This window comes from Bosea vestrisii (genome assembly GCF_030144325.1).
Taxonomy (GTDB): domain Bacteria; phylum Pseudomonadota; class Alphaproteobacteria; order Rhizobiales; family Beijerinckiaceae; genus Allobosea; species Allobosea vestrisii_A.
In genome coordinates this window covers 2,558,698-2,582,845 of sequence record NZ_CP126307.1, presented here as the reverse complement: position 1 = coordinate 2,582,845, position 24,148 = coordinate 2,558,698, and the positions used below count along the sequence as shown (strand labels likewise).

The window sequence follows — 24,148 nt, the reverse complement described above, 5'->3', positions numbered from 1 at the left end:
GGCTCGCGCAACTGTCGCCAAGGCCTATCGCCGCAGACCCGGTGCCTCCAGTGCGAGCCCCTTGGCCCGCACGGCGAGATAGAGTTCGAGCGCAAGATACTCATCGGAGCCGTAGTCGAACTGCGTCGCCCTGACGCCGAGCGAACAGGCGCGCAGCCGCCGGTGCAGCGAGCCAAGCCCGTTCCATTCCAGCCGGTAGGCCGGATAGCCGGTGCCGATGCCATAGCTGATCGTGTCGCCACGCAGCTTCTGGCCGACCAGGCCGTCATGGCACTGCGTGCAGGCGAGATTGAGCTGGCCCTGCCGGCGCTCGTAGAAGGCCTTGCCGGTTTCATAAAAGGGCTTCGCCGGACCATCGGCTGAGACCGACAGCGGCACGCCTTTCGAAAGCGAGGCGACATAGGCGGTGAGGCCGAGCAAGTCCTGGCTCTCATAGCCGAAGGGGGCTGCTTCTGCCGGTCGACCCGGCATTGCTCGATACGGCCCTCGAGATTGATCAGCTTGCCGCTGGCGGCGTCGACCTGCGGATAGCGGGTGGCGGCACCGCGCAGGCTCTGTTTGGGATCGGCATGGCAGGAGAGGCAGGTTGGCGTCGTACCGTCGCGGCGGCCGAACAGTTCTGCGCCCTGCTCGACCCAGAGAGAGCTGGGATTGCGGGCGTCATCCCTCTGCCGTTGCTGCATCTGCGGTGAGAGGAAGGCGCTGCCCGGCTTGATCTCCTGCGCCGCAGCGGCGCCCGTCAGCGCGACCAGCGCTATCGTGAGGACGCGGCCGGCGGTGGTCATGTCACGACGAGACGGGCGGTGCGGGTGAAGATCGCCCCGCCATCCTCGCGCCATTCGAAAGTCAACTCACCGGTCTCGACGGCGCGGGTGGTGAAGCTGACGAAGGGGTTGGCGGAGACGCCGGTGTGCATGTCGTAGCGGAACACCGGCTCGCCGGCATAGGTCACCGTCAGCCGGTTGAGGATCTTGCGCGGCACGACGCGCCCTTCAGAATCGACCTGGCCGCCGCGATCCATCGGATGGCGGACGAGGACGCGGATCTCGACGATCTCGCCCGTTTTGGCTTCGGCCGGCATGGTGATGCGGGCGTTGAACGATGCCATCAGCTTTAGCCTCCGTCGATGCAGGCGCTCAGCGTCACGACGATGTCGATATCGGCGATGACGTAGCCGCCGCCACTCAGCGCCGCGATCGCCACGACCTTCTGCGAGGTGGCCAAGCGCAAGGTGGCGCGGATGTCGGCCCGGCCACTGCGCGGGCCAAGGTGAAAACGCGCCACGTCGGGAAATGGATTCTTCTCGGCGATGACATGGATCCAGCGGACATGGTCGGCCTCGGTCATCGGGCTCTCGACCTGGATCGCGACATCGACCGAATTGCCGTTCTCGACCAACTGGGGAATGTCGAAGCTGATCCGGCCGCGCTCCGGCACTGCGCCTTCGGTGATGCGCGCGATCAGCTCGGCGAGCGCTGGCGGTGCGGCGGCAAGAGCGGGTGTGGGCAAGGTGACAAGCGCAAGGCCGGCTGCACCGGCCACCATCACGTCGCGGCGCGAGAGCGCCGGTTCAGGGCGTGCGCAGGCTGGCGAGATAGGTGACGACATCCTCGATCTCCTGGGCAGTCAGCGCCGGCCGATCGCGAAAGGCCGGAGCAACGTCTCGCAATCCTTCGATGCGAAAATAAGGCGGCATCACCGTCTGCGGATTGAGCAGGCCGGCATCGACGAGGCGTAGGCGCAGCTGCCCGGCATCGAGCCGAGCGCCGACACCGGCGAGGTCCGGGCCGATCGTGCCCTGGAAAGGCTCGTTCGGCTCCGGCACATGGTGGCAGATCAGGCAATTGCCCTGGATCCGGTCGAGCACGAGCGCGCGCCCGCGTTTGAGATCGCCGATCTTGCCGCCGAGCGGCGCGGGAATCGCATCGCCGACGACGGTGTAGGCTTCGAGCCCGCTCGCCGGCGCGCTCGCGAGGGCCAGCGTGATCAGCGCGGTCCGGATCGCGGCAGGCCTCACGCCTTGCGCAGGTCCGTGTTCTTGAGCGGCAGGTTGCGCACGCGCTTGCCGGTGGCGGCGAATATCGCGTTCAGCACTGCCGGCGCCGCGACCGCGATGGTCGGCTCGCCGACGCCGCCCCAGAAGCCGCCCGAGGGCACGATGATCGTCTCGACCGCAGGCATGTCCTCCATACGCACCACCGGATAGGTGTCGAAATTCTCCTCGACCATGCGCCCGTCCTTGACCGTGCACTCGCCATAGAGCGCGGCGGAGAGCCCGTAGACGAAGGAGCCCTCGACCTGGCGCTCGATCTGGGCCGGGTTGACGGCGTGGCCGGGATCGGTCGCGGCGGTGATCTTGTGGATCTTGAGCTTGCCCTCGGCGTCGACCGAGACCTCGGCGACAGCCGCGACATAGGAGCCAAAGCCCATGGTCTGGCAGATGCCGCGATAGACCCCTTCCGGCGCCTTGGTGCCCCAGCCGGCCTTCTCGGCGACGGCATTCAGCACGGCGAGGTGCTTGGGATGGTCCTTCATCAGCGCCCGGCGGAATTCGAGCGGATCCTTGCCCGCCGCATGGGCGAGTTCGTCCATGAAGCATTCGAGATAGATGGTGTTCTGGTTGAGGTTGACCCCGCGCCAGAAGCCGGGCGGCACATGCGGGTTGCGCATGGCGTGGTCGATCAGGAGGTTCGGCACGGTGTAGCCGATCGAGGCCTCCGGCCCCGGCGGGTTGAGGCCCTGGAACACGGCGGGGTCGCGGCCGTTCTGGATGTTCTGCGGGAAGATGCCGGCGACGATCGACTGGCCGGAGATGCGCAGGTGCAAACCGGTCAGGTTGCCGTCCTTGTCGAGTGCGCCGGTGAGCTTGCACTGCGTCACCGGGTGGAAGCGCCCGTGCAGCATGTCCTCCTCGCGCGACCAGATCAGCTTGACCGGCGTGCCGGGGATCTGCTTGGCGATGGCGACGACCTGGCGGACCCAGTCATGGACGGCGCCGCGCCGGCCGAATCCGCCGCCCAGGTCGATCTTGTAGGCCTCGCATTTCGCCAGCGGCAGGCCGGAGGCCTCGGCGGTGGCAGCCAGCGCGGCTTCGCCGTTCTGCGTCGGCGTCCAGACCTCGCAGCGCTCGGGGGTGTAGAGCGCGGTCGCGTTCATCACCTCCATGCAGGCATGATTCTGGAACGGGTAGGAATAGACCTGCTCGATGACGCGGGCGGCGTTGGCGATGGCGCCTTTGACGTCGCCGTTCTGGTTGCCGACGGCGGCTTGCGGTGCATCGAGCCCTTCCTTCAGCCAGGCGGCGATGCTCTCGCTCGAGACCTTGGCGTGCTCGCCCTCGTCCCAGGTGATCGGCAGCGCGTCGAGCGCGGTCTTGGCCCGCCACCAGCTGTCGGCGACGACGGCCACGGCGCTGTCGCCGACCGGCAGGACGTGCTTGACGCCCGGCATGTCCTTGATCTTGGCGGCGTCGAAGCTCTTCACCTTGCCGCCGAAGACCGGGCAGTCCTTGATCGCCGCGTTCAGCATCCCCGGCAGCGTGAAGTCCATGCCGTAGACCTTCTTGCCGGTGGTCTTGTCGGCGGTGTCGAGTCGCTTCAGCGGCTTGCCGGCGATGATCCAGTCCTTCGGGTCCTTGAGCGGCACATTGGCCGGTGCTGGAGCCTGAAGCTTGGACGCTGCGGCCGCGACCTCGCCGTAACGGATCGAGCGGCTGGAGACCTTGTGGGTGATCACGCCCTTGGCGGCGCTGCATTCGGCAGCCGGAACCTTCCAGCCATCGGCGGCCGCCTGAACCAGCATCATGCGCGCCGCGGCGCCGCCTTTACGGACATATTCATGGGATTCGCGGATGCCGCGGCTGCCGCCGGTCGAGAAATTGCCCCAGACGCGGTTGCGGGCGAGGTTTTGGCCGGGCGTGGGGTATTCGGTGGTGACCTTGGCCCAGTCGCAGTCGAGCTCCTCGGCAACGAGCTGGGCGAGACCGGTCAGCGTGCCCTGGCCCATTTCCGAGCGGGCGATCCGGATCACCACCTTGTCGTCGGGCTGGACCACGACCCAGGCGTTGATCTCGGGCACGGCGCCTTGCGCCTGCGCCTCATCGAAGGGGATGGCGAAGCCGAAGCTGAAGGCGCCGGCCGCTGCGGCCGAGCCCTTCAGGATGCTGCGGCGGGAGAGCTTCGTATCGGTCACAGAGGCTAGACTCATGGCGTCCTCCTGATGGGGATGGCGCTGCGGCGAGGCTGTGGCGCTCGAGCCGTGCGCAAGGATTAAGGGAAAATCAGATCAACCGCGGCCGAGCTGGCCGCCGGCGGCGACGTCCTTGATCGCGGCCTTGACGCGGTTATAGGTGCCGCACCGGCAGATATTGGTCATCTCGGCGGCAATGTCGGCGTCGCTCGGCTTCGGGTTGGCCTGGAGCAGGGCGGCTGCGGCCATGATCATGCCGCTCTGGCAGAAGCCGCATTGCGGCACGTCGTGCTCGATCCAGGCCTTCTGGATCGGATGGTTGCCGTCGGGCGAGAGCCCTTCGATGGTGACGATCTTCTGCTCGGCGGTAATGGCGCTCACCGGCATGGTGCAGGAGCGGGTGGCGACGCCGTCGATATGGACCGTGCAGGCGCCGCATTGGGCGACGCCGCAACCGTATTTCGTGCCCGTCAGCCCGATCTGCTCGCGGATCACCCAGAGCAGCGGCGTGTCGTCCTCGACCGCAACGTCGATCGTCTTGCCATTGATGGTCAGCTTAGCCACCGCAACCTCCCGGTTTCGATTCCAAGGTCAGCGAGAGAGCCAGCGCGCCTCGCCGTTCGATCAGGCCGGCCAGTCCGCGGCCAGAGATGTTCCTTGGAGGAATTCAAACCCAGAAGCGCGGCTACCGCCAGAGGTTGTATGATCACCGGTGATCACGGTCGCGTTGGGGGCTCCCTCCGATAATCGGGGCCGTCAGGGCAGTGCGAGGCCGGTTTCGGCATCGCTGCCATCATGCTGACCGGTTTCCTGTCGAAGAACGCAGCGTCAGGCGCGTGGGCCACGGCGCGCTTTCACAGGAATGTGATGCTCTTGCACGATCTTCGTCCGCCGGCGCGGTCCTGCCGTGAATCCGGCAGTATCGCCGTCTCGTCAGACATGCTTGCTTTCGCCCCGCTGCAATGGCGAGGCTGCGCGACGATGCGAATCAGCCCGGCAGGACAGTGATGCCGATGATCCCCGGCCTTTTACGAGCTTTCCGCCAGTCTGGCGCCGCCTTGCTGCTTGCGCTGGCGCTGCTGCTCGTGCCTCTGGCGACGTTGGCGCAGCCGGCCGATCCCGCGAGTGGGCGCGCTCGCCTTGACTCGATCCGGGGCGAACTCACCCAGATCGAAGCGTCGCTTACCAATCCGAATGTTTCCGACAACGAGCTGCAGCGCCAGCGCCTGCGGCTGCAGCCCTTGCTCGACCAGCTGCGTGTCCTCACCGAGGAGCAGGGACCGCGCACCGAGCAGGCCAAGCTCAGGCTCGATCAGCTCGGGCCCAAACCCGACGCCAATGCACCGCCCGAAACACCGGACGTCGCACGTGAGCGCGAGGCCCGTACCAAGACCTTCACGGAGGCGGATGAAGCACTCAAGATCGGGCGCGCGACGCTGCTGCAAGGCGAGCAGCTGCAAACCTCGATCGGCGATCTCAGGCGCGACCGGTTCGCCAAGGCGCTGTTCGCAGCTGGCCCGTCGATCCTCAATCCCGAAGTGTGGTCGACGACGCTGACGGCCTTCCCGTCCGATCTGCGCGCCTCGCAACTGATCTTCGGCGATTGGCTCTCGGTCTTCACCACAGCATTGTTCAGCGCGCGCGGCGTTCTCGTCGCGCTCGCCTTCCTCGGTGCGATCGCGCTCTACGTCGCGCGCGCCCGCTACATGCCGCGGCTGACCGCTCGATTGGCGGCAAATGTGGAAGCCAGCGATCGCCATATCCTCTATGCGGCGCTGGTGCGCATCGTCGCGCGGACGGCGCCACCGGCGCTGGCGAGCTGGCTGATCTATGCTGGTCTGAACACCGCTGGCCTGCTGCCGCCACGGATCCAGCCCGTCGTTCTCGCCGCGGTCTTCGGGCTCGCCCTGTTCGCCTTCGTCCAGGCACTGGCCGATGCGTTGTTCGCTCCCGGCGAGCCGCAGCGGCGCCTCGCCAGCGTGATGGAATCGACTGCCCGGACGGTGGCATGGCTCGCCGGCTCGCTCGCCATCGTGATGGCGGTGGGCAAGGTGCTGGAGGCCTGGCTGCAGGCGATCGCCGCCGGTCTCACTTTGTCGATCATCGTGCGCGGCGTCGTCGCCACCGTCTTCGCGATCATCCTGATCGCTGGTCTCTATCGCCTGCGCGACAACCAGGAGATCGAGGAGGAGGCCTGCCTCGGCCCCTATGTGCCGGTCGATGGTGCGAGTCTGGGACCGGTGCGGATTCTCGGCTGGATCGTCGGTATCGTCGTCATCCTCTCGGTCTTGCTCGGTTATGTCGTGCTGGCGACCTTCCTGACCGAGCAGGTGATCTGGCTCGGCATCCTCGCCGCCGCTTTCGTGCTGCTGATGCAGTTGATCGAACTCGGCATCACCAGCCAGCTCACCGGCGAGGGGCGCTTTGCGCTGACGCTGCGCGCCGGGATCGGCCTGCGTGCGGCGACGCTGCAGAAGATCGCCGTCGTGCTATCCGGCGCGCTCAAGATCGTGCTGATTGTCGTCACGATCATGCTGGCGCTGGCGCCCTGGGGACTGGAATCGACCGATTTCCTGACCTCGCTGCGCGCCGCCTTTTTCGGCTTCCAAGTCGGCGGAGTCACGGTCTCGCTGTCCTCGATCGTCGTCGCGATCCTGATCTTCGCGCTCGGGCTTGCGGCGACGCGCTCGCTGCAGGGTTGGCTCGAAGGCAAGTTTCTGCCGACGACCGCGCTCGATACCGGCCTGCGCAATTCGATCACCACGGCGGCGGGCTATGTCGGCTATGTCGCCGCGGTGGCGATCGCCTTCTCGTCGCTGGGCTTCAGCCTCGAGCGCCTCACCCTCGTCGCTTCGGCGCTCTCGGTCGGTATCGGTTTCGGCCTGCAGTCGGTGGTGTCGAATTTCGTCTCGGGCCTGATCCTGCTCTGGGAGCGCCCGATCCGGGTCGGCGACCAGGTGGTGGTCGGCGACGCCGAGGGCATCGTCAAGCGCATCAATGTCCGCTCGACCGAGATCGAGACCTTCGACCGCTCCTCGGTGATCGTGCCGAACTCGAACCTGGTCTCTGGCGTGGTGCGCAATCGCGTCCGTTCCGATCGGACCGGGCGAGTGCTGATCTCGATCAGCGTGCCGCGCCGGCTCAATCCGACGGACGTCCGGGCCATGCTGCTCGAGGCCGGCGAGGCGCATGGCGACGTGCTGAAGAAGCCGCCGCCAGCCGTGATGTTCAAGAAGCTCGGTACGACGACGATGGATTTCGACCTGATCTGCGTCGTCGGCGAGGTCGACATCGTCGGGCGCGTCACCAGCGATCTCAATTACGTCATTCACAAACGCCTGGCCGAGCTGGAGACCCCGGTCGCGACCGAGCTCACGGTCAAGGGCCTGGAGGGCGTCGAGCATTCGCTCGGCGAGATCGCCGCCGCCGTCTCGCGAGAGGTCGGTCGCCGCGCCAAGCCGACGAGTGGACGCGTTACCGTGAAGCGCTCGGGCCCTCCACCCGAGACCGAGGAAGAACCGGAGGAGGCCCCGGCCTCGCCGCCCGCCAAGCCTGAACCAGCCGCGACGGGCGGCAAGGACGAGACCAAGGATTGATGCGATGCGCCTTTTCCCCGCGTTTTCCACGCGCCCGCAGCGGCTGCGCGCGATGAGCTGTCCCGCCGCTCTCGCTGCCGCGCTCTCGCTGCTCAATCTCGCCGGTTGCACCGAGCCCGCGCGGACGCAACCTGCCTTCTATCGTGATCTCGGCTCGCCCTCTGCCAGGGTCGATGCGGAGGCGGCGCGGGCGACCATCTCGGCCTATCGGATCAATGCCGGCTTGAGCGCACTGAAGCTCGACCCCGAGCTGATGCAGGCGGCCGAGCAGGAGGCCGCTGCCATGGCCGCTGCCGACAAGCCCGCCCAGGCCGAGGCGGTGAAGGCCAGGCTCGCGCGCGCCGGCCAGCCCGGCGCCGAAGCTAACCTCTCGGCCGGCTATCGGCGCCTGGCCGAGGCCTTCTCCGGCTGGCGCGACTCGCCGCAGCACGACCGGGTGATGAAGGCGCCGAACGCGACGCGCATGGGCATCGCCTCGGCCTATGCGGCCGGCTCGAAATATCAGGTCTATTGGGCGCTGGTGGTCGCGCCCTGAGAGCGCGCGGCTGTCGAGGTCAGTCGACCACGAAATCGAAGGGCGTCTTGGGGAATGGTTCCTTCGCGAGCGTGAAGTGCCACCATTCCTTGCTGTAGCCACGGAAGCCCTCAGCGCTCATTGCGGCGGCGAGGGTGGCCCGGTTGCGGCGAGCCTCGGCCGTGATCCCGGAATGGCCGAGTGCGCTTTTCTCCGAGAAGCAGTCGAAGCTCGTGCCGAGATCGACGCTGGATTCGCGTGGGCGCGTTGAAAACGGGCCGTCGCAGGGGCCGGCATCCACGGGAGTTGGTGAGGCGGCTCCGCCGGCGTGGACGAGGCCGACATCGACGGTGGAGCCTCGCGAATGGCTCGAATTGCCGACGATGTAGCCCTTGGCAACGAGATCGCCCCTGGCGATGCCGGGATGGAAGATGCGGCCGAGGTCTTGTCCGCCGGGCTGCTTCACCCAGTCGGTGAAGGCAGCGACAGCGCGTGCCGGACGGTAGCAGTCGAACAGCTTCAGCCCGTAACCCTGCCCAGTGAGCCGCTTTTCAGCGCGGATCAGGGCGTCGGCAGCCGCGCGCGTCAGCACGCATTCGCTTCGGCCATAGCCAGGCACGGCCGCGCCGGTGAAATTGAACGGCGTCGCATAGCGCATGTCCTGCGCGATCGCCGGCGCGAGCTCGCGTAGCCGCACGAAGCCTGCGGGCAGCGCGTCCGCGGCGCAAGCCTCCCAGGCGAGCAGTCCGGTCGAGGCGAGCGCGACGACGATCCTGTGACGGCCATCCATGATGAGCGTATGCTCGCGCAGGCATCCGGTCGAAACAACTGCAGAGGGTCGCAGATTCGAAAACAACCAGCGCGAGAGGAGGCCCCAAGATGGCACCGCCGAGATTCGTCGTGGCGACGTTCGATGCAGTGGGCGGTCCTGCTGCCCTGGCCAAGGCCGATGACGGCTATTACGCCGGTCCGACCGATGCAGGCACCTATCGACTGCTGCGCTGCGGCAAGCATTCGAGCCCGTCCTATCCGGTCTGGTCGAAAATCCGCTGGGGCTCCGCGATCAAGGAGGAGGGCGGCGTGATCAAGGTCATGCATGACGGGAAATGGCAGCTGCTCAGCAAACTCGTGCCGGCCATGACCAAGAAGATGCTGATCGATCGGAATTTCGAGCTCTATGGCAAGAACACGCTGCCGACCGAGTGGCGCTTCAACGATTTCGGCCACATGACCTGCTATTTCTACAAGGATAAGAACAACAACAGAAAGTTCGACAAGGGCGAGACGAAGAGCAAGGAGTACTTCCATACGACTCCCGACGACGAGGCCAGCGCCGCGCAGGGCAAGCCGGTCGTGCTGACCGAGTCGCATGGCTGCATCCATCTGAAGCCCAACGACATCGACGACATGATCAACAAGAAATACCTGGTGCAGGGCAACAAGGTCGTCGTGCACAAATATGACGAGACGATCCCGAAGGACTGGTCGGACGACGCCAAGGCGACGGCGCCGTTCGAGGTGCACTTCTTCCCCGGCGTGAAGAAGGTGCTGGTCACCGGCGCCAAGCCCAAGCCAGGAAAATAGCGATGACACGGCATCGCGCGAAAACGAGCCGTCGCCTGGTTGCCGGGCTCGGAGCCGTGATGCTCGCCCTTGCCTTGTCGGTGCCGGCTGCGCTGGCTCAACAGTCCGATGGGCTTGGCGCGATGGCTCTCGCGCTCGTGGAGGCGTTCGTCGCGGGCCGGCTGTCGCCCGAAAGCGCCCGGTCCGGCGCCATGCCGCCGACTGCCGCGCAATTGTCGGGGGATTACTGGCTCATCACCTTCGGCGGCCAGGTGCTGACATTGACGCTGCCGGCCGCCGAGCAAGGCTTTTCACGGCAAGCGGACATCACCCTGGCGCCGCAAGCCGGCCTGACCTTGCGGATGCTGGAAACGCGCTTCGGTGCCGGATCGCCGCAACGCCGCGAGAAGAACGCGGTGGTGCTGTTCCGGCAACAGTCAGCCACGGGCGAGGTTCTTATCTTCGCCCGCCTGCACACGCCGAAGCCGGAGCCGGCCTCGCCCGTGCTCGCTATCCGGCTGCGCCGCGAATAGCGTTTCGACTCAGGGCTTGGCGCCGACGGGCAGGGGCGGCGCATCCGCCTTCAGGACGATCCCGACGCGGCGGTTGAAGGCGAGATAGGGGTTGTCCTTGACCAAGGGGTCGGTGTCGGCCCTGCCGGTGACGGAGCTGAAGCGCTCATCGGGGACGCCGGCATTGCCGAGGATCTCGCGCACCGCCGAGGCGCGACCGACCGAAAGCGCCCAGGGATTGCCAGGAGCGACGGTGCCCGGGCGCTGAGCTGCAGTGTGGCCGGTAATGGCGATTCTGTTGGGCATGCGCCGCAGCGTCGGTGCGATCGCAGCGAGTAGCTTGCGCATGCGCTCGTTCGGCTGGGTCGAGCCTTCGGCGAACATGGCCCGGCCGTCCTGGTCGACGAGCTGGATGTCGATGCCCTGCTCGGAGACCTCGATCAGGATGTTGCGCGAGAGCTCGCCAATCTCCGGCATCTCGCGCAGCGCCTGGCGCAGCGAGGCGGCGGCGAGCGCAAAGCCGCGATCATGGGTGGCCGAGACCAGCCCGTCTTCCTTCTGCTGGTTGTGATTCGGCGCGGTGTTGTCGGAAGCGTCCTCGAGCGGGCGGACATAGGCGTTCTTGATGTGCGTCTTGGTCGGAATGCCGTCGACCTCGACGATGCCGGCGAGCTTGAAGTCGCGCTGCGTGCCGAAGGCCTCGCGCATCGAGCCGGCGACGATCTGGAGCTTCTGCTTGTCCTGGCTCGAATAGGCGGCGACCATGACGAAGAACGCCATGAGCAGGGCCATGAGATCGGCGAAGGTCACGAACCAGCCGTGACCGCCATGCCCGCCTCTCTTCTTCTTGGCCATTTGCTAGGTCCGCTCAGGTGGCTTCGGCCATCTCGGCCCTGTGATGGTCCGGCAGATAGGCGAGGAGCATTTCGCGCACCAGTGTCGGGCTCTTGGCGTCGCGCATCTGCAGCACGCCGTCGATGATCAGCGTGCGGGAGATCTCCTCCTCCTCAAGCTTGATGTGGAGCTTGTCGGCGATCGGGAGGGTCAGCATGTTGGCGACCATGGCGCCGTAGAGCGTCGCCAGCAGCGCCGTTGCCATGGCCGGGCCGAGCTTGGACGGGTCGGACATGTTGGCGAACATCGTCACCATGCCGAGAATTGTGCCGATCATGCCCCAGGCAGGAGCGCAGTCGCCGATGGCGCGATACACCTTCGAGCCCTCGTCGAGCCGCTGCAGGAAGTTGTCGCGGTCGCGCTCCATCGTGTCGCGGATGAAGTCCTTGTCATAGCCGTCGGCGATGTAGCGCAGGCCTTGCGCCAGGAACGGGTCGGAGACCTCGACGTTCTCGAGCGCGACCGGGCCGCTCTTGCGGTTGATCTCGGCGACGCGGGTGATCTCGTCGATCAGCTCGCGCGGGTGGATCGAGCGCATGGTGAAGGCGAAGCGGAGACCCATCGGGAGCCCGTGCGCGATCACAGAGAAGGGAAAGCGCAGCATGGTTGCGGCCGAGGCGCCGCCGAAGATGATGATGGCGGCGTGCTTGTCCCAGTAAGCGGCGAAGTTGCCACCATCGATCATGATCAGCGCGACGATCGTCGCGATGCCACCGATAATGCCTGCGCCGGTCGCGATATCCATGAGCCACCTCAAACCGGCCTACGCAGCCGCAACGCCAACGCCACGCTTTCGCGGTAACCATAAGGAGCGGCGGTTGAAGGAAGCGTTAAGGTTGAGGACTTGCTCACGCCGCAGCGTCGTCTAAAGCTGCTGCGCGATGTCTTTGCTTGCGATCTACGCCCGCGTCCTCGGCGAGCTCGGCCCGGAACGGCGCCTCGGGCTCATCCTCGCACTCGCCAATATCGCGCTGGCGGCCGCTGCCTTCGCCGAGCCGATGCTGTTCGGCGCGCTGATCGACAAGCTGACCAGCCTGCAGATCAGCGGTACCCGCCCGAGCTGGGCCGATATCAACGTCTTGCTGGCCGCCTGGGTGGGCTTCGGCCTGTTCAACATCGCCGCCGGCGTCTTTGTCGCGCTGTTCGCCGACCGTCTGGCGCATCGCCGCCGGCTGGCGGTGATGGCGAATTATTTCGAGCACGCGCTGACGCTGCCGCTCGCCTACCACACGCAGACCCATTCCGGCCGGGTGCTCAAGGTGATGCTGGAGGGCACCAGCGGCATGTGGGCGCTCTGGCTCTCTTTCTTCCGCGAGCATTGCGCCAGCTTCGTCGCGCTCTTCATCTTGCTGCCGTTCACGCTGTGGAAGAACTGGCAGCTCGGCCTGGTGCTGATCTTCCTCGTCGTGCTGTTCGGCACGCTCACCGCCTTCGTGCTGCGAAAGACCGACAAGCTGCAGAGCAATGTCGAGGCCTATCATTCGAGCCTCGCAGAGCGGGCCTCGGATGCGCTCGGCAACGTGCCGGTGATCCAGAGCTTCACCCGGATCGAGGCCGAAGTCCGTGGCCTGCGCAACACCATCACCAGCCTGCTCGAAGCGCAGATCCCGGTCCTGACCTGGTGGGCGGTCGCCACCGTCGCGACCCGCGCCTCGGCGACACTGACCGTGCTCTCGATCTTCGTCGTCGGTACATGGCTGCTGATGCAGGGGCAGACCACGGTCGGCGAGATCGTCACCTTCATGGGCTTTGCCACCATGCTGGTCGGCCGGCTCGAGCAGATCGTCTCCTTCGTCAACTTCATCTTCATGCAGGCGCCGAAGATGCGCGAATTCTTCGAGGTGCTCGACACGCTGCCGGCGGTGCGCGACCAGCCCGGCGCGCCCGATGCCGGCCGGCTTGTGGGCGCTATCGCCTTCGACAACGTCTCGTTCTCCTATGATGGCAAGCGCGCCGCCGTCGCCGACGTTTCTTTCGAGGTGAAGCCCGGCGAGACCATCGCCATCGTCGGCTCGACGGGCTCGGGCAAATCGACCACTCTCGGCCTGCTGCATCGTGCCTTCGACCCGCAATCGGGCCGTATCCTGGCCGACGGGCGCGACATCCGCGAGATCTCACTGCTCTCGCTGCGCCGGAACATCGGCGTCGTCTTCCAGGAGCCGATGCTGTTCGCGCGCTCGATCCGCGAGAACCTGACCGTCGGCAAGCCGGACGCGACCGATGCCGAGATGGTGGAAGCACTCGACCGGGCTCAAGCGACCGAAGTGATGGCCCGCCAGAGCGACGGGCTCGACACCATCGTCGGAGAGCGTGGCCGCACGCTCTCCGGCGGCGAGCGCCAGCGCCTGTCGATCGCGCGGGCGCTGCTGAAGAACCCGCCGATCCTGATCCTCGACGAGGCGACCTCGGCGCTCGATGCAGCCACTGAAGTGAAACTGCAGAAAGCGCTCGATGAGGTGATGAAGGGCCGCACCACCTTCGTCATCGCCCACCGGCTCGCCACCATCCGCAATGCCGACCGCATCCTGGTCTTCGAACAGGGGCAGGTGATCGAGATGGGCTCCTTCGAGGAACTCGTCGCCAAGGGCGGGCGCTTCGCAGCGCTGGCGCGGGCGCAGTATCTGGTCACTGACAAGCCGGTGGTGGCTACGGAGCCCTCTTCCCTCGCCGCCAAGGGCATCGTCGAGGGCTGAGCGCCGCTTCCTTGCTACCTCGGAGGTAATCGACCGGCCGCCGCTCAGGTCGCATGGTCCCCGGCATCGCGGGTGTAGTCCCGCTCCAAAGGGGATACGCCCATGACCGCTTACGCCATCGCCCACCTTCGCGACGTCGCCCTCAACGCCGAGATCGCCGACTACATCCGACTGATCGACGAGACTCTCAGGCCCTTCGGCGGCCGCTTCCTGATCCATGGCGTGACGCCGGAGGTGATGGAGGGTCCTTGGGAAGGAGATCTTGTCGTCATCGCCTTCCCGGACCTCGCCGCCGCCCATGGCTGGTACGCTTCGCCGGCCTATCAGACGATCCTGCCGCTGAGAACGCGCAATTCGCGCAGTGCCGCGATCATCGTCGAGGGCGTGCCGGAGAGCTACAGGGCGACCGATTTCCTCGCGAAGCTGGGTTGACCGTCAGCGGGCCGGCTCACCTGGCAGGAAATGCAGGCAGGGGTCGAGCTTGACATGGTCGGTGCCGACCTGTTCCCAACTGCCGCTGACAACGACACGCTCGCCGGCCTTTCGGCCATTGCTGTCATAGGTGACGCAAAGCACCTGCGGATCGGGCGCCTGGCACAAACCGAGATAGGTCAGCCCGGCGCCTGCCTTGACCATGCCCAGCGGGCCTTCGACCTCGATCGTGATGAGCTCGCCTTCCTTTCCGGCCAATGATTTCAGCGCCGCGCGCAGCTCACCGCAGGTCGCGCGGAAGGTCGGCTCAGGCTGAGCCCGCGTCGTGCCTGTGGTCGGCAGGAGAAACGTGCCTGCGAGGGCAGCGAGAGAAGTAAAGCGAAGGGCAAGTGCGATCATCGCGCTGGTCTCGCCTTGCTTTGTGGCGCCTTTGCGAAAACCCATCAGCAGCCGGGCAACAATCGCGTGTCACACCCGCGCCATTGTGGAATGATCGGACAGGTATGCGCCTCCGCATCGCTTCCAACCACGGATTGCCACGACGACATGATGATTGCCCGCCTCGCCTGCGCCTGGGCTTCGGTCTTAGCCTTTCAGTTCTTCGGCAGTGCGCTGCTGGGGCAGCTCGGAGCTCCCGTTCCGTCCCTGCTCATCTTCGCCTGGCTGCTCGGCGTGATCGTCTGGGCGGCCTTCGGCGTGGTGCACGAGGCCGAGGAGCTGGCGCACCGGCTCGGCGAGCCCTATGGCACGCTGATCCTGACGCTTTCGATCGTCATCATCGAGGTGGCGCTGATCTCGGCGGTGATGCTGGGCGCCAAGGGCGCGCCGACGCTCGGGCGCGACACGATGTTCGCGGTCCTGATGATCGTGCTCAACGGCGTGGTCGGCATCGGCCTGCTGCTCGGCGGTCTCAGGCATTTCTCGCAGGGCTACAATCTCAAGGGCGCTTCGGCCTATCTCGCGGTGATCATCCCGCTCACCCTGATCCCGCTGGTGCTGCCGAACTTCACGACCTCGACGGCTGATGGCACGCTGACAACCTTCCAGTCGATCGCGTTCTCGCTCTTCACGCTGCTGCTCTATGGCGCCTTCCTGATCCTGCAGACCGGCCGGCACAGCGTCTTCTTCCAGGAGCCGGCGGGCGAATCCAACATGCCCTACGGAGCCGCCTATATCCGGGGTAAGATGCAATCGGAGTCCGGGCTGGCATCGGAGCCTGCGGCCGACCCTGGTTCGGCCGAGGAGACGCCACATGTGACGTCGGGCGGCTCGACCCGGTCCCATGTCGTGCTGCTGCTCGCCAACATCTTGCCGATCGTGATCCTGGCGAAGAGTCTTGCGACCGTGCTGGATTTCGGGATCGCGAGCCTCGGAGCCCCCGTCGCACTCGGCGGCATCCTGATCGCCATGGTGGTGTTCACGCCGGAATGCATCGCGGCGCTGCGCGCGATCACCACCAACCAACTGCAACGGGCGATCAATCTTTGCCTCGGCGCCGCCGCCTCGACGCTCGGGCTGACGGTCCCGGCGGTCCTCGTGATCGGCTTGGTCACCGGCCAGCCGGTGGTGCTCGGCCTGTCCGGAACCAACATGGTCATCCTGGCGATGACGCTCCTGCTCTCGACGCTGACCTTCACCGGCACGCGCACGACCATGCTGGAGGGCGCGGTGCACCTTTCGGTGTTCTTCGTCTTCCTGGTGCTGGTCTTCAGCCCCTGAGCGTCGCCGGCAAGAGCCGGATCTGATCGGATTGAATCAATCTGATCAGTGAATCCGTCTCTCACTTTGAATCTAGAGACCGTTTTACCGATCAGCTTGCGGTGCAAGCTGATCGGAACGGGCTCTAGGCCGCTTCCGGGCCGGCGGGTACGCCGTTGCCGGCCGGGGCGATCCTGAGCGCGGTGAGCCGGTTCCTGCTCTTGCGCATCACCTCGAAGCGGAAGCCGTGGAAGGTGAAGGCCTGACCGGCATCGGGGATGGCGCGGGCTTCGTGGATGACGAGGCCGGCGATGGTCGTCGCCTCTGCATCCGGCAATTGCCAGTCCATCGCCCGGTTGAGGTCGCGGATCGGCACGCCGCCGTCGACGATGACCGCGCCGTCGTGCTGCTGGCGCAGGCCCGGCACGGCGACGTCGTGCTCGTCGCGGATGTCGCCGACGATCTCCTCGAGGATGTCCTCGAGCGTCACCAGCCCCATCACCTCGCCGTATTCGTCGACCGCGAGGGCGAAATGCGTCTTGCGGGCAAGGAAGCCTTTGAGCTGCTCGGGCAAGGGCGTGTTGACCGGTACGAACCAGGGCGCGAAGGCGATTCCCGCGACATCGAGCTTGCCGGCGTCGCCGCCGGCGGCGTCGAGCGCGCGCAGCAGGTCCTTGGCGTGCAGGATGCCGACGATGTTCTCCGGCTTCTCGCGCCAGAGCGGCATGCGGGTGTAGGGCGAGGCCAGGACCTCGCGGACGATCGCCTCCGGGCCGAGATCGAGATTGATCGTGCGCATCTTGGTGCGGTGGATCATCACGTCGTCGACTGCGAGCTGCTTCAGGTCGAGCAGCCCGCTGACCATGTCGCCATCGGCCTTCTCGACCATGCCGCCCTGGCGCATCAGCTCGACCTGGTCGCGCAGGATTTCGTCGATCGCCAGCACGGGACGCTGCGAGTCGATCCGCAGGCCGAACAGGCCGAGCGCGCGGCGGGCAAACCATTGCATCAGCCGCACCGGCGGGCCGAACAGAGCGAGCAGCCGGGCCACCGGCCGCACCAGCTTGAGCGCCACGCGTTCGGGATCAGCGACGGCCGCCATGCGCGGCGCCAGTTCCCCGAGCACGACGATGATCAGCGCGACCGCGATCGCGAGGCCGGCCGCACCGCTGGCGCCGAAGGAGGCCAAAGCTGCATAGGCGGCAAAGCTCGCCGTCGCGGTCTTTACCAAGGTGCGCGCCAGCAGAAAAACGCCACTCAGACGCTCGCGATCGTCGAGGACGTGCAGCGCAATCGCGGCGCGGCGGCTGCCCGCCTTCTCCTGAGCAGCGAGCCTGGCACGGGAGATCGCGTGGAGCGCGGCATCGGCCGCGGCCAGGAAGCCGGTCAGCAGCACGCCGAGCGCGACGACGGCGAGGGCGAGCCAGGGATCGAGATGAGGAATGGCGACCATGGAAGGAAGCGCTCAGGTCCCCACGAGTTCGCTCTCGATGAAGTCCCCCACCGTCTCGGCGGTAACCCCGGGTGCGATGAAGCTGCGGCCGATGCCATGCGCCAGGATGAAGGTCAGCGCGCCGCGCTTGACCTTCTTGTCCTGCGTCATCGCATCGACGATCTCAGCGGCGGTGCCAGTGCCGCCGGGCACGTCCTGCAACCTGGTCGGCAGGCCGACGGTGGTGAGGTGAGCGGCGACGCGGCCCGCGTCCTGCCCGGGGCAGAGACCGAGCCGCTGCGAGAAGCGGAAGGCGAGGCAGAGCCCGATCGCGACGGCTTCGCCATGGACGAGCCGGGTGGAATCGTAACGGGTCAGGCGCTCCAGCGCGTGGGCGAAGGTGTGGCCGAGATTGAGCAAGGCGCGGTCGCCATCCTCGCGCTCGTCACGCGCCACGACTGCGGCCTTGGCCCGGCAGGCGGTCGCAACCGCATGGTCGCGCTCGGGCCCACCCGCCATGACGCGGCGCCAGTTGACCTCGCACCAGTCGAAGAATCCGGCATCGTCGATCAGTCCGTATTTCACGACCTCGGCATAGCCGGCCCTGAACTCGCGCTCGCTCAGCGTGTCGAGCAGAGCGGTGTCGCAGATCACCAGCGCCGGCTGGTGGAAGGCGCCGATCAGGTTCTTGCCGTGGCTGGAATTGATGCCGGTCTTGCCGCCGACGGAGGAATCGACCTGGGCAAGCAGGCTGGTCGGGATCTGCACCAGGCGCACGCCGCGGCGCAGCACCGAGGCGGCAAAGCCGGAGAGATCGCCGACGACGCCGCCGCCGAGCGCGATGACGAGATCGTTGCGCTCGATCTTGGCGGCAAGCAGCCCGTCGCAGAGCTCGATGAAGCGCGCATAGGACTTGGAAGCCTCGCCCGGTGGGATGACCAGGCGCGTCGTCGTGACGCCGGCCTGGTGCAGGCAGGTTTCGAGCGCCGGCGCATGCAGGGCAGCGATGTTCTCGTCGGTGACGATCGCGGCGCGGGCCCCAGGGCTCAGCGCGGCAATGGTCTCCGCAGCTTCGCAGAGCTGATGGCGGCCGATCAGGATGTCATAGGAGCGCTCAGCCAGCGCGACCGGCACGACGATACGCGCCGCAACAGCGGCCTCGGAGGCCGTCACCGCGCTCATCGCATGCCCTCCTCGCGCAGCCGCCGGTCGAGCGCTGCCATCGCATCCTCGACGACGACTTCGTGCGGGTCGTCACGGGAGATCAGCGTGATGTCGGCAAGCGCATAGACCGGTTCGCGCTCGGCCAGCATCCGGTGCATCGTCGCCTCCGGATCGGTGGTCTGGAGCAAGGGGCGGTTGCTGCGCTTGCGAACGCGGCGCATCAGCACGTCGAACTCGGCCTTCAACCAGATCGAGACGCCGAGCTCGGCGATTCGGGCGCGGGTGTCGGCGTTCATGAACGCACCGCCACCCGTCGCCAATACGAGCGGGGCGCGGGTCGCCAGGATGCGGGAGATGACCCGGCGCTCGCCGTCACGGAACTCGCTCTCGCCGCGCTGGGCGAAGATCTCCGGGATCGTCATGCCGGCGGCGGTCTCGATCTCGGTGTCGGCATCGACGAAGGGCAGGCCGAGGCGAGCGCCCAGGCGTTTGCCGACCGAGCTCTTGCCCGAGCCCATCATCCCCACCAGCACCACCGCCCGCGCTCCAAGCGCGGCACGCAGGGCGATCCGGTCCACCTGTTCGATCGTTTCCGCCATCGTCATCGAAAGAATTCCTCTCGCCCGCTCTAGCATGAGGATCGCAGCGCCGCCACGTCCCGCGCGCTGCGGTTGACCAGGGCTCTCAAGCCGGGCTTGTAGCGCCGCGACGGGGTGGTGAGGCGCATGATGCCGAGGGCAGGAGAGGATAGCGGGATCGCTGCGCTGCGGCCGCCCTTCGTGCTGCTGGAGGATCGCAGCGGGGCAGGGCAGGCGCTGCTCTTCGCCAATCCCGTGGAGATCGTGGAAGCCACCGAGCCTTCTGAACTTGCCGATGCTTTCGCTCGTATCGAGGCGGGGTCGGCGCGCGGTCTCTATGCGGCCGGCTTTTTCTCATACGAGCTGGGCTATGCCTTCGAGCCGCGTCTCATCGCGCCATTGCCGGCGGAACGGAAGCTGCCCTTGCTCTGGTTCGGGCTGTTCGAGGCGCCGCGCAGCATCGCGCCGGTCACGCTCGATCAGGGTTTCGCAGGGCTGTGTCCGCCGCCGTTGGACGCGCTGACATTCGGCCTGGACGAAGCCGGCCACGCGGCAGCCGTCGAGCGCGTGCTCGACTATCTCCATGCTGGCGATGCTTATCAGGTCAACCTGACCTTCCCGATCCGCTTCCATTATCGCGGCGATCCGCTCGCGCTCTATGGGGCGCTGCGGGCGAGCCAGCCGGTCGCGCATGGCGGCATGGTCGCGACCGGTGAAGCGAGCATCCTGTCGGTCTCGCCCGAGCTGTTCATCGAGACATCGGGCGGGTGCGCCATCACCCGGCCGATGAAGGGAACGGCGGCGCGCGGGGCCGATGCCGAGGCCGACGAGGCGGCGAAGGCAGGTTTACGTGCCGATCCGAAGCAGCAGGCCGAGAACCTGATGATCGTCGACCTCTTGCGCAACGATCTGAGCCGGGTCAGCGAAATCGGCTCCGTCGCGGTGCCGGCCTTGTTCAGCGTCGAGACCTATCCTGGCTTCCACACCCTGACCTCGACGGTGACGAGCACGCTGCGGCCGGGCCTGTCGCTGCTTGAGCAGATGCAGGCGCTGTTCCCCTGCGGCTCGGTCACCGGTGCGCCGAAGCTGCGGGCGATGGAGATCATCCACGAGCTCGAAGCCGCGCCGCGCGAGGTCTATACCGGCTCGATCGGCATGATCGCGCCGAACGGGGATCTCAGCTTCAATGTCGCGATCCGGACTGCGACGCTGCTGCCCGGCGGCGAAGGCGTCTACGGTGTCGGCGGAGGCGTCGTCGTCGATTCCACGCCTGCCGAGGAATATGCCGAGTGCCGGCTGAAGGCGCGGGTGCTGACCGATCTCGCTGGCGATTACGGGCTGATCGAGACGCTGCGCTGGTCGAGCGGCTATGTCCGGCTGCATTTGCATATTGATCGCCTTGCAACTTCGGCAGCAGCGCTGGGCTTCCGGTTCGATCGGGGGCAGGCACTCCGGCAGCTGAGTGAGATCGAAGCGTCGTTCCCGGCCGGGGAAGACCGGCGGGTGCGCTGCGAACTGCGCCGCGACGGCACGTTCCAGATTACGACGGCAGCGATGCCGCCTGCGGCCGATGGTGCGCTCCGCATTGCCGTTGCCAGCCAGCGGGTCGATGCCGGCGACCCGTTTCTTCGCCACAAGACCACGCGCCGGTCAGTCTATGAGCGGGCTTTCGCGGAAGCATCGGCGCAGGGATGCGACGATGCGCTCCTGCTCAACCGGCAGGGCTTCGTCACCGAGACCAGCCGCAGCACCATCTTCGTCGAGCGTGACGGCCTGTTGCTGACGCCGCCGCTGGAGCATGGCCTTTTGCCTGGCGTGCTGCGGCGCGAACTCATCGAAACCGGCATGGCGCGCGAGGCGCCCTTGCGCCTCGACGATCTCTGGCAAGCGGAGCGCTGGTTCGTCGGCAACAGCCTGCGCGGCTTGCAGATTGCGCGGCTCGCGGGTTCTTCGCTTGCGTCCCGCCCCACCGATCATGAATAACCGGGTGGGGTGCAGGGGGAATCGCCGGCCGTGCCGACGCTGTTCAAGTTCCTGACGTTTCTCGCTGTCATCGCGGGGTTGATCTATGGCGGCATGATTGCGCTGGTCACCTTCGTGCAGCCTGAGCCGCGCGAGATTGTCGAGGTCGTGCCGCCCTCGAAGCTGCAGAAATGAGCAAGCAAGCGCGCTCCTGGCTGAACGGCTTCCTCGACATGCTGGCGGCCGAGCGCGGCGCGGCCAAAAACACGCTCGACGCCTATGAGCGCGATCTCGACGACTATCTCGGCTTCGCTGCAAGCCAGGGCGGGCCGGCCGCGATCACGGCGGACGATGTCCGCGCCTATCTCGTCGACCTGTCGGAGCGTGGGCTGAAAGCCTCCTCGGCGGCGCGCCGTCTCTCGGCCGTCCGCCAGTTCCACCGCTTCCTCTATACCGAGGGGCTGGCGGGAGGCGATCCGACCGCTGCGATCGAGGGGCCTAGGCTCGGCCGGCCGCTGCCGAAGGTGCTCAGCGTCGCCGAGGTCGATCGGCTGATCGGCACGGCGCAGCAGATGGCTGAGCAGGCGGAGCAATCGCCGGCGGCACGGGCGCGCAGCGTCAGGATGCGCTGCCTGATCGAGATGCTTTACGCCACCGGCCTACGCGTTTCGGAGCTGATCGCGCTGCCGCTCTCGGCCGCGACCACGCGCGAACGCTTCCTTGTCGTGCGCGGCAAGGGCGACAAGGACCGGCTGGTGCCGCTGAACGACGCGGCGCGCGTGGCGGCCTCGGTGCATCTCGCCCTGTTGCGCGAGCAGGGCGCGGCCGAGGGGCGCTGGCTCTTTCCCTCCGATGGCGAGAGCGGGCACCTGACCCGCCAGGCCTTCGGGCGCGACCTCAAATCGCTCGCAGCGGCGGTAGGCCTCTCGCCGGCGAAAGTCTCGCCGCATGTGCTGCGCCACGCCTTCGCCAGTCATCTCCTGCAGAATGGCGCCGACCTGCGCGTCGTGCAGGAGCTGCTGGGGCATGCCGACATCGCGACGACACAGATCTACACCCACATCCTCGACGAGCGGCTTAAGAGCATGGTGCGCGACCTGCATCCGTTGATGGACGAGGAAAGCTAGCCGGACTCAGGCCGCGTCCGGCGCCGGTTCCTCGCCCTTCCTGCCGCAAAGCGCCAGCATGGCGCGGGCGATTTCGGCCTCGCCCATGATGGTGCGGCTGGCGCCGCATTCCCTGAGGTGCTCGACCTCGGCGACGGAATGGGCCCGGGCGATGATTGGCAGCCCCGGATTCTGACTGCGGGCCTGCTCGCAGACCTGGCCGGCCTCGAAGCTGCCGGGGATGGCGACGAAGAGGCGTTTTGCCCGCGCCAGCCCGGCGGCGGCGAGCACCTCCGGATCGGCGGCATTGCCGACTAGCACCTCGGCGCCGTCGCGGCGGGCCGCGGCAATGCCATCGTCCTGATCCTCGATCACCAGCAGCTTCTCGCCCATCGCCGAAAGGCCGGCGCCGAGCAACGAGCCGACGCGGCCATAGCCGACGACGACGATATGGTCGGTGAGCGCGGTTGGCGCGATGTCGCGTTCGGGGGCAGGAGCGGGCTCGGGCTCCGACGCAGCTGCTTGAGCCTCCGGTGTCGGCACAGGTACTGCCTCGGCTGGCTTCGGCTTGGCTGGCGCCGGCTCGGGCGGGGCGAAGTGGTCGACCAGCTTGAACAGCAGCGGGTTGAGCACGATCGAGAAGATCGCGCCGGCCAGGATCAGGTCCCGACCCTGCTCGGGCAGCAGCTTGAGCGAGACGCCGAGCCCGGCGAGGATGAAGGAGAATTCGCCGATCTGCGCCAGGCTCGCCGAAATCGTCAGCGCGACCGAATCCGGCTTGCCGAAAGCGCGCACGATCAGCCAGGCCGCCAGGGTCTTGCCGAACAGGATGATGGCGATGGTGGCGATCAGCGGGAACGGCGAGCGCAGCAGGATGCCGGGATCGAAGAGCATGCCGACCGAGACGAAGAACAATACGGCGAAGGCATCGCGCAGCGGCAGCGATTCCTCGGCGGCGCGGTGGCTGAGCGGCGATTCGCTCAGGATCATGCCGGCGAAGAAGGCGCCGAGCGCGAAGGAGACGCCGAACAGACTGGCAGCGAGATAGGCGACGCCGAGCGCGATCGCGAGCACGGCGAGGCGGAAGAGTTCGCGCGAGCCGGTGTGAGCGACCCAATGCAGGATCCACGGGATCACCCTGCGCCCGATGATCAGCATGAAGGCAACGAAGGCGGCGACCTTGGTGAGCGTCAGGCCGAGCACGCCCCAGAGGCCGAGATCGAAGCGCGTCGCCAGCGGCCCGCTTCCAGGAGCTGTGCCGGTGCCACCATTCAGTGCATCGGCGACAGCCGGGATCATCACGAGTGCCAGGACCATGGCGAGGTCCTCGACGATCAGCCAGCCGACGGCGATCTTGCCCTTCTCGGTCTGGACGATGCGGCGCTCCTGCAAGGTGCGCAGCAGCACGACGGTACTGGCGACCGAGAGCGCCAGGCCGAAGACCAGGCCGGCGATCACCGTCCAGCCGAGCAGCAGCGCGAGGCCCAGGCCGAGCAGTGTGGCTGCTGCGATCTGCACCAATGCACCCGGCACGGCGATGGCGCGGACCGAGAGCAGGTCCTTCAGCGAGAAATGCAGGCCGACGCCGAACATCAGCAGGATAACGCCGATTTCGGCGAGGTCGTTGGCGAGGCCCTGGTCGGCGACGAAACCGGGGGTGAAGGGGCCGACCGCGACGCCGGCGAGGAGGTAGCCGACGAGGGGGAAACCCTCAATTTCTGCGCCAGCGCCCCGAAGACGAAGGCGAGGCCGAGGCCCATGACGATGATGGCGATCAGTGGGCCGTGATGCATGGGTCTCCGGAGGGCAGGCGGGA

The 24,148-nt window shown here is 66.9% G+C and carries 23 protein-coding genes and 2 pseudogenes; 10 read left to right on the top strand and 15 right to left on the bottom strand.

Annotated features, from left to right (window positions below; translation table 11 throughout):
- Positions 1-24: 24 nt before the first annotated feature.
- The 7 genes and pseudogenes from soxA to QO058_RS12800 form a co-directional block, all read right to left on the bottom strand.
- Entirely contained in the window at positions 25-420 is a 396-nt protein-coding gene (gene soxA / locus QO058_RS12830) for a sulfur oxidation c-type cytochrome SoxA (protein ID WP_284172418.1), read from the bottom strand.
- Between the two features lie 65 nt (positions 421-485).
- Positions 486-683: pseudogene (locus QO058_RS31090) on the bottom strand (sulfur oxidation c-type cytochrome SoxA); the annotation flags it as partial.
- A 98-nt stretch (positions 684-781) separates the two neighbouring features.
- The gene (gene soxZ / locus QO058_RS12820; RefSeq protein WP_284172416.1) at positions 782-1,108 is read right to left on the bottom strand and encodes a thiosulfate oxidation carrier complex protein SoxZ; all 327 of its coding nucleotides are present in this window, start codon (positions 1,106-1,108) and stop codon (positions 782-784) included.
- Positions 1,109-1,113: 5 nt separating this feature from the next.
- On the bottom strand, positions 1,114-1,608 hold the full coding sequence (locus QO058_RS12815) for a thiosulfate oxidation carrier protein SoxY (protein ID WP_284172415.1): 495 nt from the start codon (positions 1,606-1,608) through the stop codon (positions 1,114-1,116).
- Positions 1,571-2,017, bottom strand: a complete 447-nt coding sequence (gene soxX, locus QO058_RS12810) for a sulfur oxidation c-type cytochrome SoxX (protein WP_284172414.1) — start codon at positions 2,015-2,017, stop codon at positions 1,571-1,573. The genes QO058_RS12815 and soxX overlap by 38 nt, the downstream gene beginning before the upstream one ends.
- The gene (locus tag QO058_RS12805; protein ID WP_284172413.1) at positions 2,014-4,206 is read right to left on the bottom strand and encodes a xanthine dehydrogenase family protein molybdopterin-binding subunit; all 2,193 of its coding nucleotides are present in this window, start codon (positions 4,204-4,206) and stop codon (positions 2,014-2,016) included. The genes soxX and QO058_RS12805 overlap by 4 nt, the downstream gene beginning before the upstream one ends.
- A gap of 78 nt (positions 4,207-4,284) precedes the next feature.
- On the bottom strand, positions 4,285-4,752 hold the full coding sequence (locus QO058_RS12800; protein ID WP_284172412.1) for a (2Fe-2S)-binding protein: 468 nt from the start codon (positions 4,750-4,752) through the stop codon (positions 4,285-4,287).
- Positions 4,753-5,195: 443 nt separating this feature from the next.
- On the opposite strand from QO058_RS12800, the gene QO058_RS12795 reads away from it, so the two are divergent.
- Together QO058_RS12795 and QO058_RS12790 are read left to right on the top strand one after the other, a co-directional pair.
- Positions 5,196-7,784, top strand: coding sequence for a DUF3772 domain-containing protein (locus QO058_RS12795; protein ID WP_284172411.1), 2,589 nt, complete (start codon positions 5,196-5,198; stop codon positions 7,782-7,784).
- A gap of 4 nt (positions 7,785-7,788) precedes the next feature.
- The gene (locus tag QO058_RS12790) at positions 7,789-8,319 is read left to right on the top strand and encodes a CAP domain-containing protein (protein WP_284172410.1); all 531 of its coding nucleotides are present in this window, start codon (positions 7,789-7,791) and stop codon (positions 8,317-8,319) included.
- A 19-nt stretch (positions 8,320-8,338) separates the two neighbouring features.
- Here QO058_RS12790 and QO058_RS12785 read toward each other — a convergent pair whose 3' ends face one another.
- Entirely contained in the window at positions 8,339-9,088 is a 750-nt protein-coding gene (locus QO058_RS12785; RefSeq protein WP_284172409.1) for a M15 family metallopeptidase, read from the bottom strand.
- An 89-nt stretch (positions 9,089-9,177) separates the two neighbouring features.
- On the opposite strand from QO058_RS12785, the gene QO058_RS12780 reads away from it, so the two are divergent.
- Both QO058_RS12780 and QO058_RS12775 read left to right on the top strand, forming a co-directional pair.
- Positions 9,178-9,882, top strand: coding sequence for a L,D-transpeptidase family protein (locus tag QO058_RS12780; protein ID WP_284172408.1), 705 nt, complete (start codon positions 9,178-9,180; stop codon positions 9,880-9,882).
- A gap of 2 nt (positions 9,883-9,884) precedes the next feature.
- Entirely contained in the window at positions 9,885-10,394 is a 510-nt protein-coding gene (locus tag QO058_RS12775) for a hypothetical protein (protein WP_284172407.1), read from the top strand.
- A gap of 9 nt (positions 10,395-10,403) precedes the next feature.
- Here QO058_RS12775 and QO058_RS12770 read toward each other — a convergent pair whose 3' ends face one another.
- Both QO058_RS12770 and QO058_RS12765 read right to left on the bottom strand, forming a co-directional pair.
- Positions 10,404-11,228 (bottom strand): OmpA/MotB family protein, encoded by an 825-nt coding sequence (locus QO058_RS12770; RefSeq protein WP_284172406.1) that lies wholly within the window; start codon positions 11,226-11,228, stop codon positions 10,404-10,406.
- 13 nt (positions 11,229-11,241) lie between these two features.
- The gene (locus QO058_RS12765; protein ID WP_284172405.1) at positions 11,242-12,012 is read right to left on the bottom strand and encodes a motility protein A; all 771 of its coding nucleotides are present in this window, start codon (positions 12,010-12,012) and stop codon (positions 11,242-11,244) included.
- Between the two features lie 136 nt (positions 12,013-12,148).
- Between QO058_RS12765 and QO058_RS12760 the strand changes: the two genes are divergently transcribed.
- Both QO058_RS12760 and QO058_RS12755 read left to right on the top strand, forming a co-directional pair.
- Positions 12,149-13,960 (top strand): glucan ABC transporter ATP-binding protein/ permease, encoded by a 1,812-nt coding sequence (locus QO058_RS12760; RefSeq protein ID WP_284172404.1) that lies wholly within the window; start codon positions 12,149-12,151, stop codon positions 13,958-13,960.
- A 102-nt stretch (positions 13,961-14,062) separates the two neighbouring features.
- A complete protein-coding gene (locus QO058_RS12755) occupies positions 14,063-14,392 on the top strand; it encodes a DUF1330 domain-containing protein (protein WP_284172403.1) in 330 nt (109 codons plus the stop codon).
- Between the two features lie 3 nt (positions 14,393-14,395).
- Here the strand turns inward: QO058_RS12755 and QO058_RS12750 are convergent, their stop codons facing one another.
- Positions 14,396-14,791 carry a hypothetical protein gene (locus QO058_RS12750; protein ID WP_284172402.1) on the bottom strand — a complete coding sequence of 132 codons (396 nt, stop codon included), beginning with the start codon at positions 14,789-14,791 and terminating at the stop codon, positions 14,396-14,398.
- Between the two features lie 147 nt (positions 14,792-14,938).
- On the opposite strand from QO058_RS12750, the gene QO058_RS12745 reads away from it, so the two are divergent.
- Complete coding sequence (locus QO058_RS12745; protein WP_284172401.1) at positions 14,939-16,111, top strand: calcium:cation antiporter; 1,173 nt, start codon at positions 14,939-14,941, stop codon at positions 16,109-16,111.
- A 124-nt stretch (positions 16,112-16,235) separates the two neighbouring features.
- Here QO058_RS12745 and QO058_RS12740 read toward each other — a convergent pair whose 3' ends face one another.
- The 3 genes from QO058_RS12740 to QO058_RS12730 are packed head-to-tail and all read right to left on the bottom strand — an operon-like array spanning position 16,236 to position 19,291.
- Positions 16,236-17,543 (bottom strand): HlyC/CorC family transporter, encoded by a 1,308-nt coding sequence (locus QO058_RS12740; protein WP_284172400.1) that lies wholly within the window; start codon positions 17,541-17,543, stop codon positions 16,236-16,238.
- A 12-nt stretch (positions 17,544-17,555) separates the two neighbouring features.
- The gene (gene aroB, locus QO058_RS12735) at positions 17,556-18,704 is read right to left on the bottom strand and encodes a 3-dehydroquinate synthase (RefSeq protein ID WP_284172399.1); all 1,149 of its coding nucleotides are present in this window, start codon (positions 18,702-18,704) and stop codon (positions 17,556-17,558) included.
- A complete protein-coding gene (locus QO058_RS12730) occupies positions 18,701-19,291 on the bottom strand; it encodes a shikimate kinase (RefSeq protein WP_284172398.1) in 591 nt (196 codons plus the stop codon). The genes aroB and QO058_RS12730 overlap by 4 nt, the downstream gene beginning before the upstream one ends.
- Before the next feature lie 123 nt (positions 19,292-19,414).
- Here QO058_RS12730 and QO058_RS12725 point away from each other — a divergent pair, with 123 nt between their 5' ends.
- From QO058_RS12725 to QO058_RS12715, 3 genes are read left to right on the top strand one after another with little or no spacing between them, the layout of a single operon-like run.
- Positions 19,415-21,247 carry an aminodeoxychorismate synthase component I gene (locus tag QO058_RS12725; RefSeq protein ID WP_284172397.1) on the top strand — a complete coding sequence of 611 codons (1,833 nt, stop codon included), beginning with the start codon at positions 19,415-19,417 and terminating at the stop codon, positions 21,245-21,247.
- Positions 21,248-21,277: 30 nt separating this feature from the next.
- Positions 21,278-21,421, top strand: coding sequence for a histidine kinase (locus QO058_RS12720; RefSeq protein WP_284172395.1), 144 nt, complete (start codon positions 21,278-21,280; stop codon positions 21,419-21,421).
- Positions 21,418-22,353, top strand: coding sequence for a site-specific tyrosine recombinase XerD (locus QO058_RS12715; protein ID WP_284172394.1), 936 nt, complete (start codon positions 21,418-21,420; stop codon positions 22,351-22,353). Before QO058_RS12720 ends, QO058_RS12715 begins: the two co-directional genes overlap by 4 nt.
- 6 nt (positions 22,354-22,359) lie before the next feature.
- Here QO058_RS12715 and QO058_RS12710 read toward each other — a convergent pair.
- Positions 22,360-24,125: pseudogene (locus QO058_RS12710) on the bottom strand (cation:proton antiporter domain-containing protein).
- Between the last annotated feature and the right edge of the window lie 23 nt (positions 24,126-24,148).

Bases quoted from the DNA above. Each gene is read 5' to 3' on its own strand.
- soxZ (WP_284172416.1), bottom strand. From the start codon at position 1,108: ATGGCATCGTTCAACGCCCGCATCACCATGCCGGCCGAAGCCAAAACG.
- QO058_RS12815 (WP_284172415.1), bottom strand. From the start codon at position 1,608: ATGTCGTCACCTATCTCGCCAGCCTGCGCACGCCCTGAACCGGCGCTC.
- QO058_RS12805 (WP_284172413.1), bottom strand. From the start codon at position 4,206: ATGAGTCTAGCCTCTGTGACCGATACGAAGCTCTCCCGCCGCAGCATC.
- QO058_RS12795 (WP_284172411.1), top strand. From the start codon at position 5,196: ATGCCGATGATCCCCGGCCTTTTACGAGCTTTCCGCCAGTCTGGCGCC.
- QO058_RS12790 (WP_284172410.1), top strand. From the start codon at position 7,789: ATGCGCCTTTTCCCCGCGTTTTCCACGCGCCCGCAGCGGCTGCGCGCG.
- QO058_RS12785 (WP_284172409.1), bottom strand. From the start codon at position 9,088: ATGGATGGCCGTCACAGGATCGTCGTCGCGCTCGCCTCGACCGGACTG.
- QO058_RS12780 (WP_284172408.1), top strand. From the start codon at position 9,178: ATGGCACCGCCGAGATTCGTCGTGGCGACGTTCGATGCAGTGGGCGGT.
- QO058_RS12775 (WP_284172407.1), top strand. From the start codon at position 9,885: ATGACACGGCATCGCGCGAAAACGAGCCGTCGCCTGGTTGCCGGGCTC.
- QO058_RS12770 (WP_284172406.1), bottom strand. From the start codon at position 11,228: ATGGCCAAGAAGAAGAGAGGCGGGCATGGCGGTCACGGCTGGTTCGTG.
- QO058_RS12765 (WP_284172405.1), bottom strand. From the start codon at position 12,012: ATGGATATCGCGACCGGCGCAGGCATTATCGGTGGCATCGCGACGATC.
- QO058_RS12760 (WP_284172404.1), top strand. From the start codon at position 12,149: ATGTCTTTGCTTGCGATCTACGCCCGCGTCCTCGGCGAGCTCGGCCCG.
- QO058_RS12755 (WP_284172403.1), top strand. From the start codon at position 14,063: ATGACCGCTTACGCCATCGCCCACCTTCGCGACGTCGCCCTCAACGCC.
- QO058_RS12750 (WP_284172402.1), bottom strand. From the start codon at position 14,791: ATGATCGCACTTGCCCTTCGCTTTACTTCTCTCGCTGCCCTCGCAGGC.
- QO058_RS12745 (WP_284172401.1), top strand. From the start codon at position 14,939: ATGATGATTGCCCGCCTCGCCTGCGCCTGGGCTTCGGTCTTAGCCTTT.
- QO058_RS12740 (WP_284172400.1), bottom strand. From the start codon at position 17,543: ATGGTCGCCATTCCTCATCTCGATCCCTGGCTCGCCCTCGCCGTCGTC.
- aroB (WP_284172399.1), bottom strand. From the start codon at position 18,704: ATGAGCGCGGTGACGGCCTCCGAGGCCGCTGTTGCGGCGCGTATCGTC.
- QO058_RS12730 (WP_284172398.1), bottom strand. From the start codon at position 19,291: ATGACGATGGCGGAAACGATCGAACAGGTGGACCGGATCGCCCTGCGT.
- QO058_RS12725 (WP_284172397.1), top strand. From the start codon at position 19,415: ATGCCGAGGGCAGGAGAGGATAGCGGGATCGCTGCGCTGCGGCCGCCC.
- QO058_RS12715 (WP_284172394.1), top strand. From the start codon at position 21,418: ATGAGCAAGCAAGCGCGCTCCTGGCTGAACGGCTTCCTCGACATGCTG.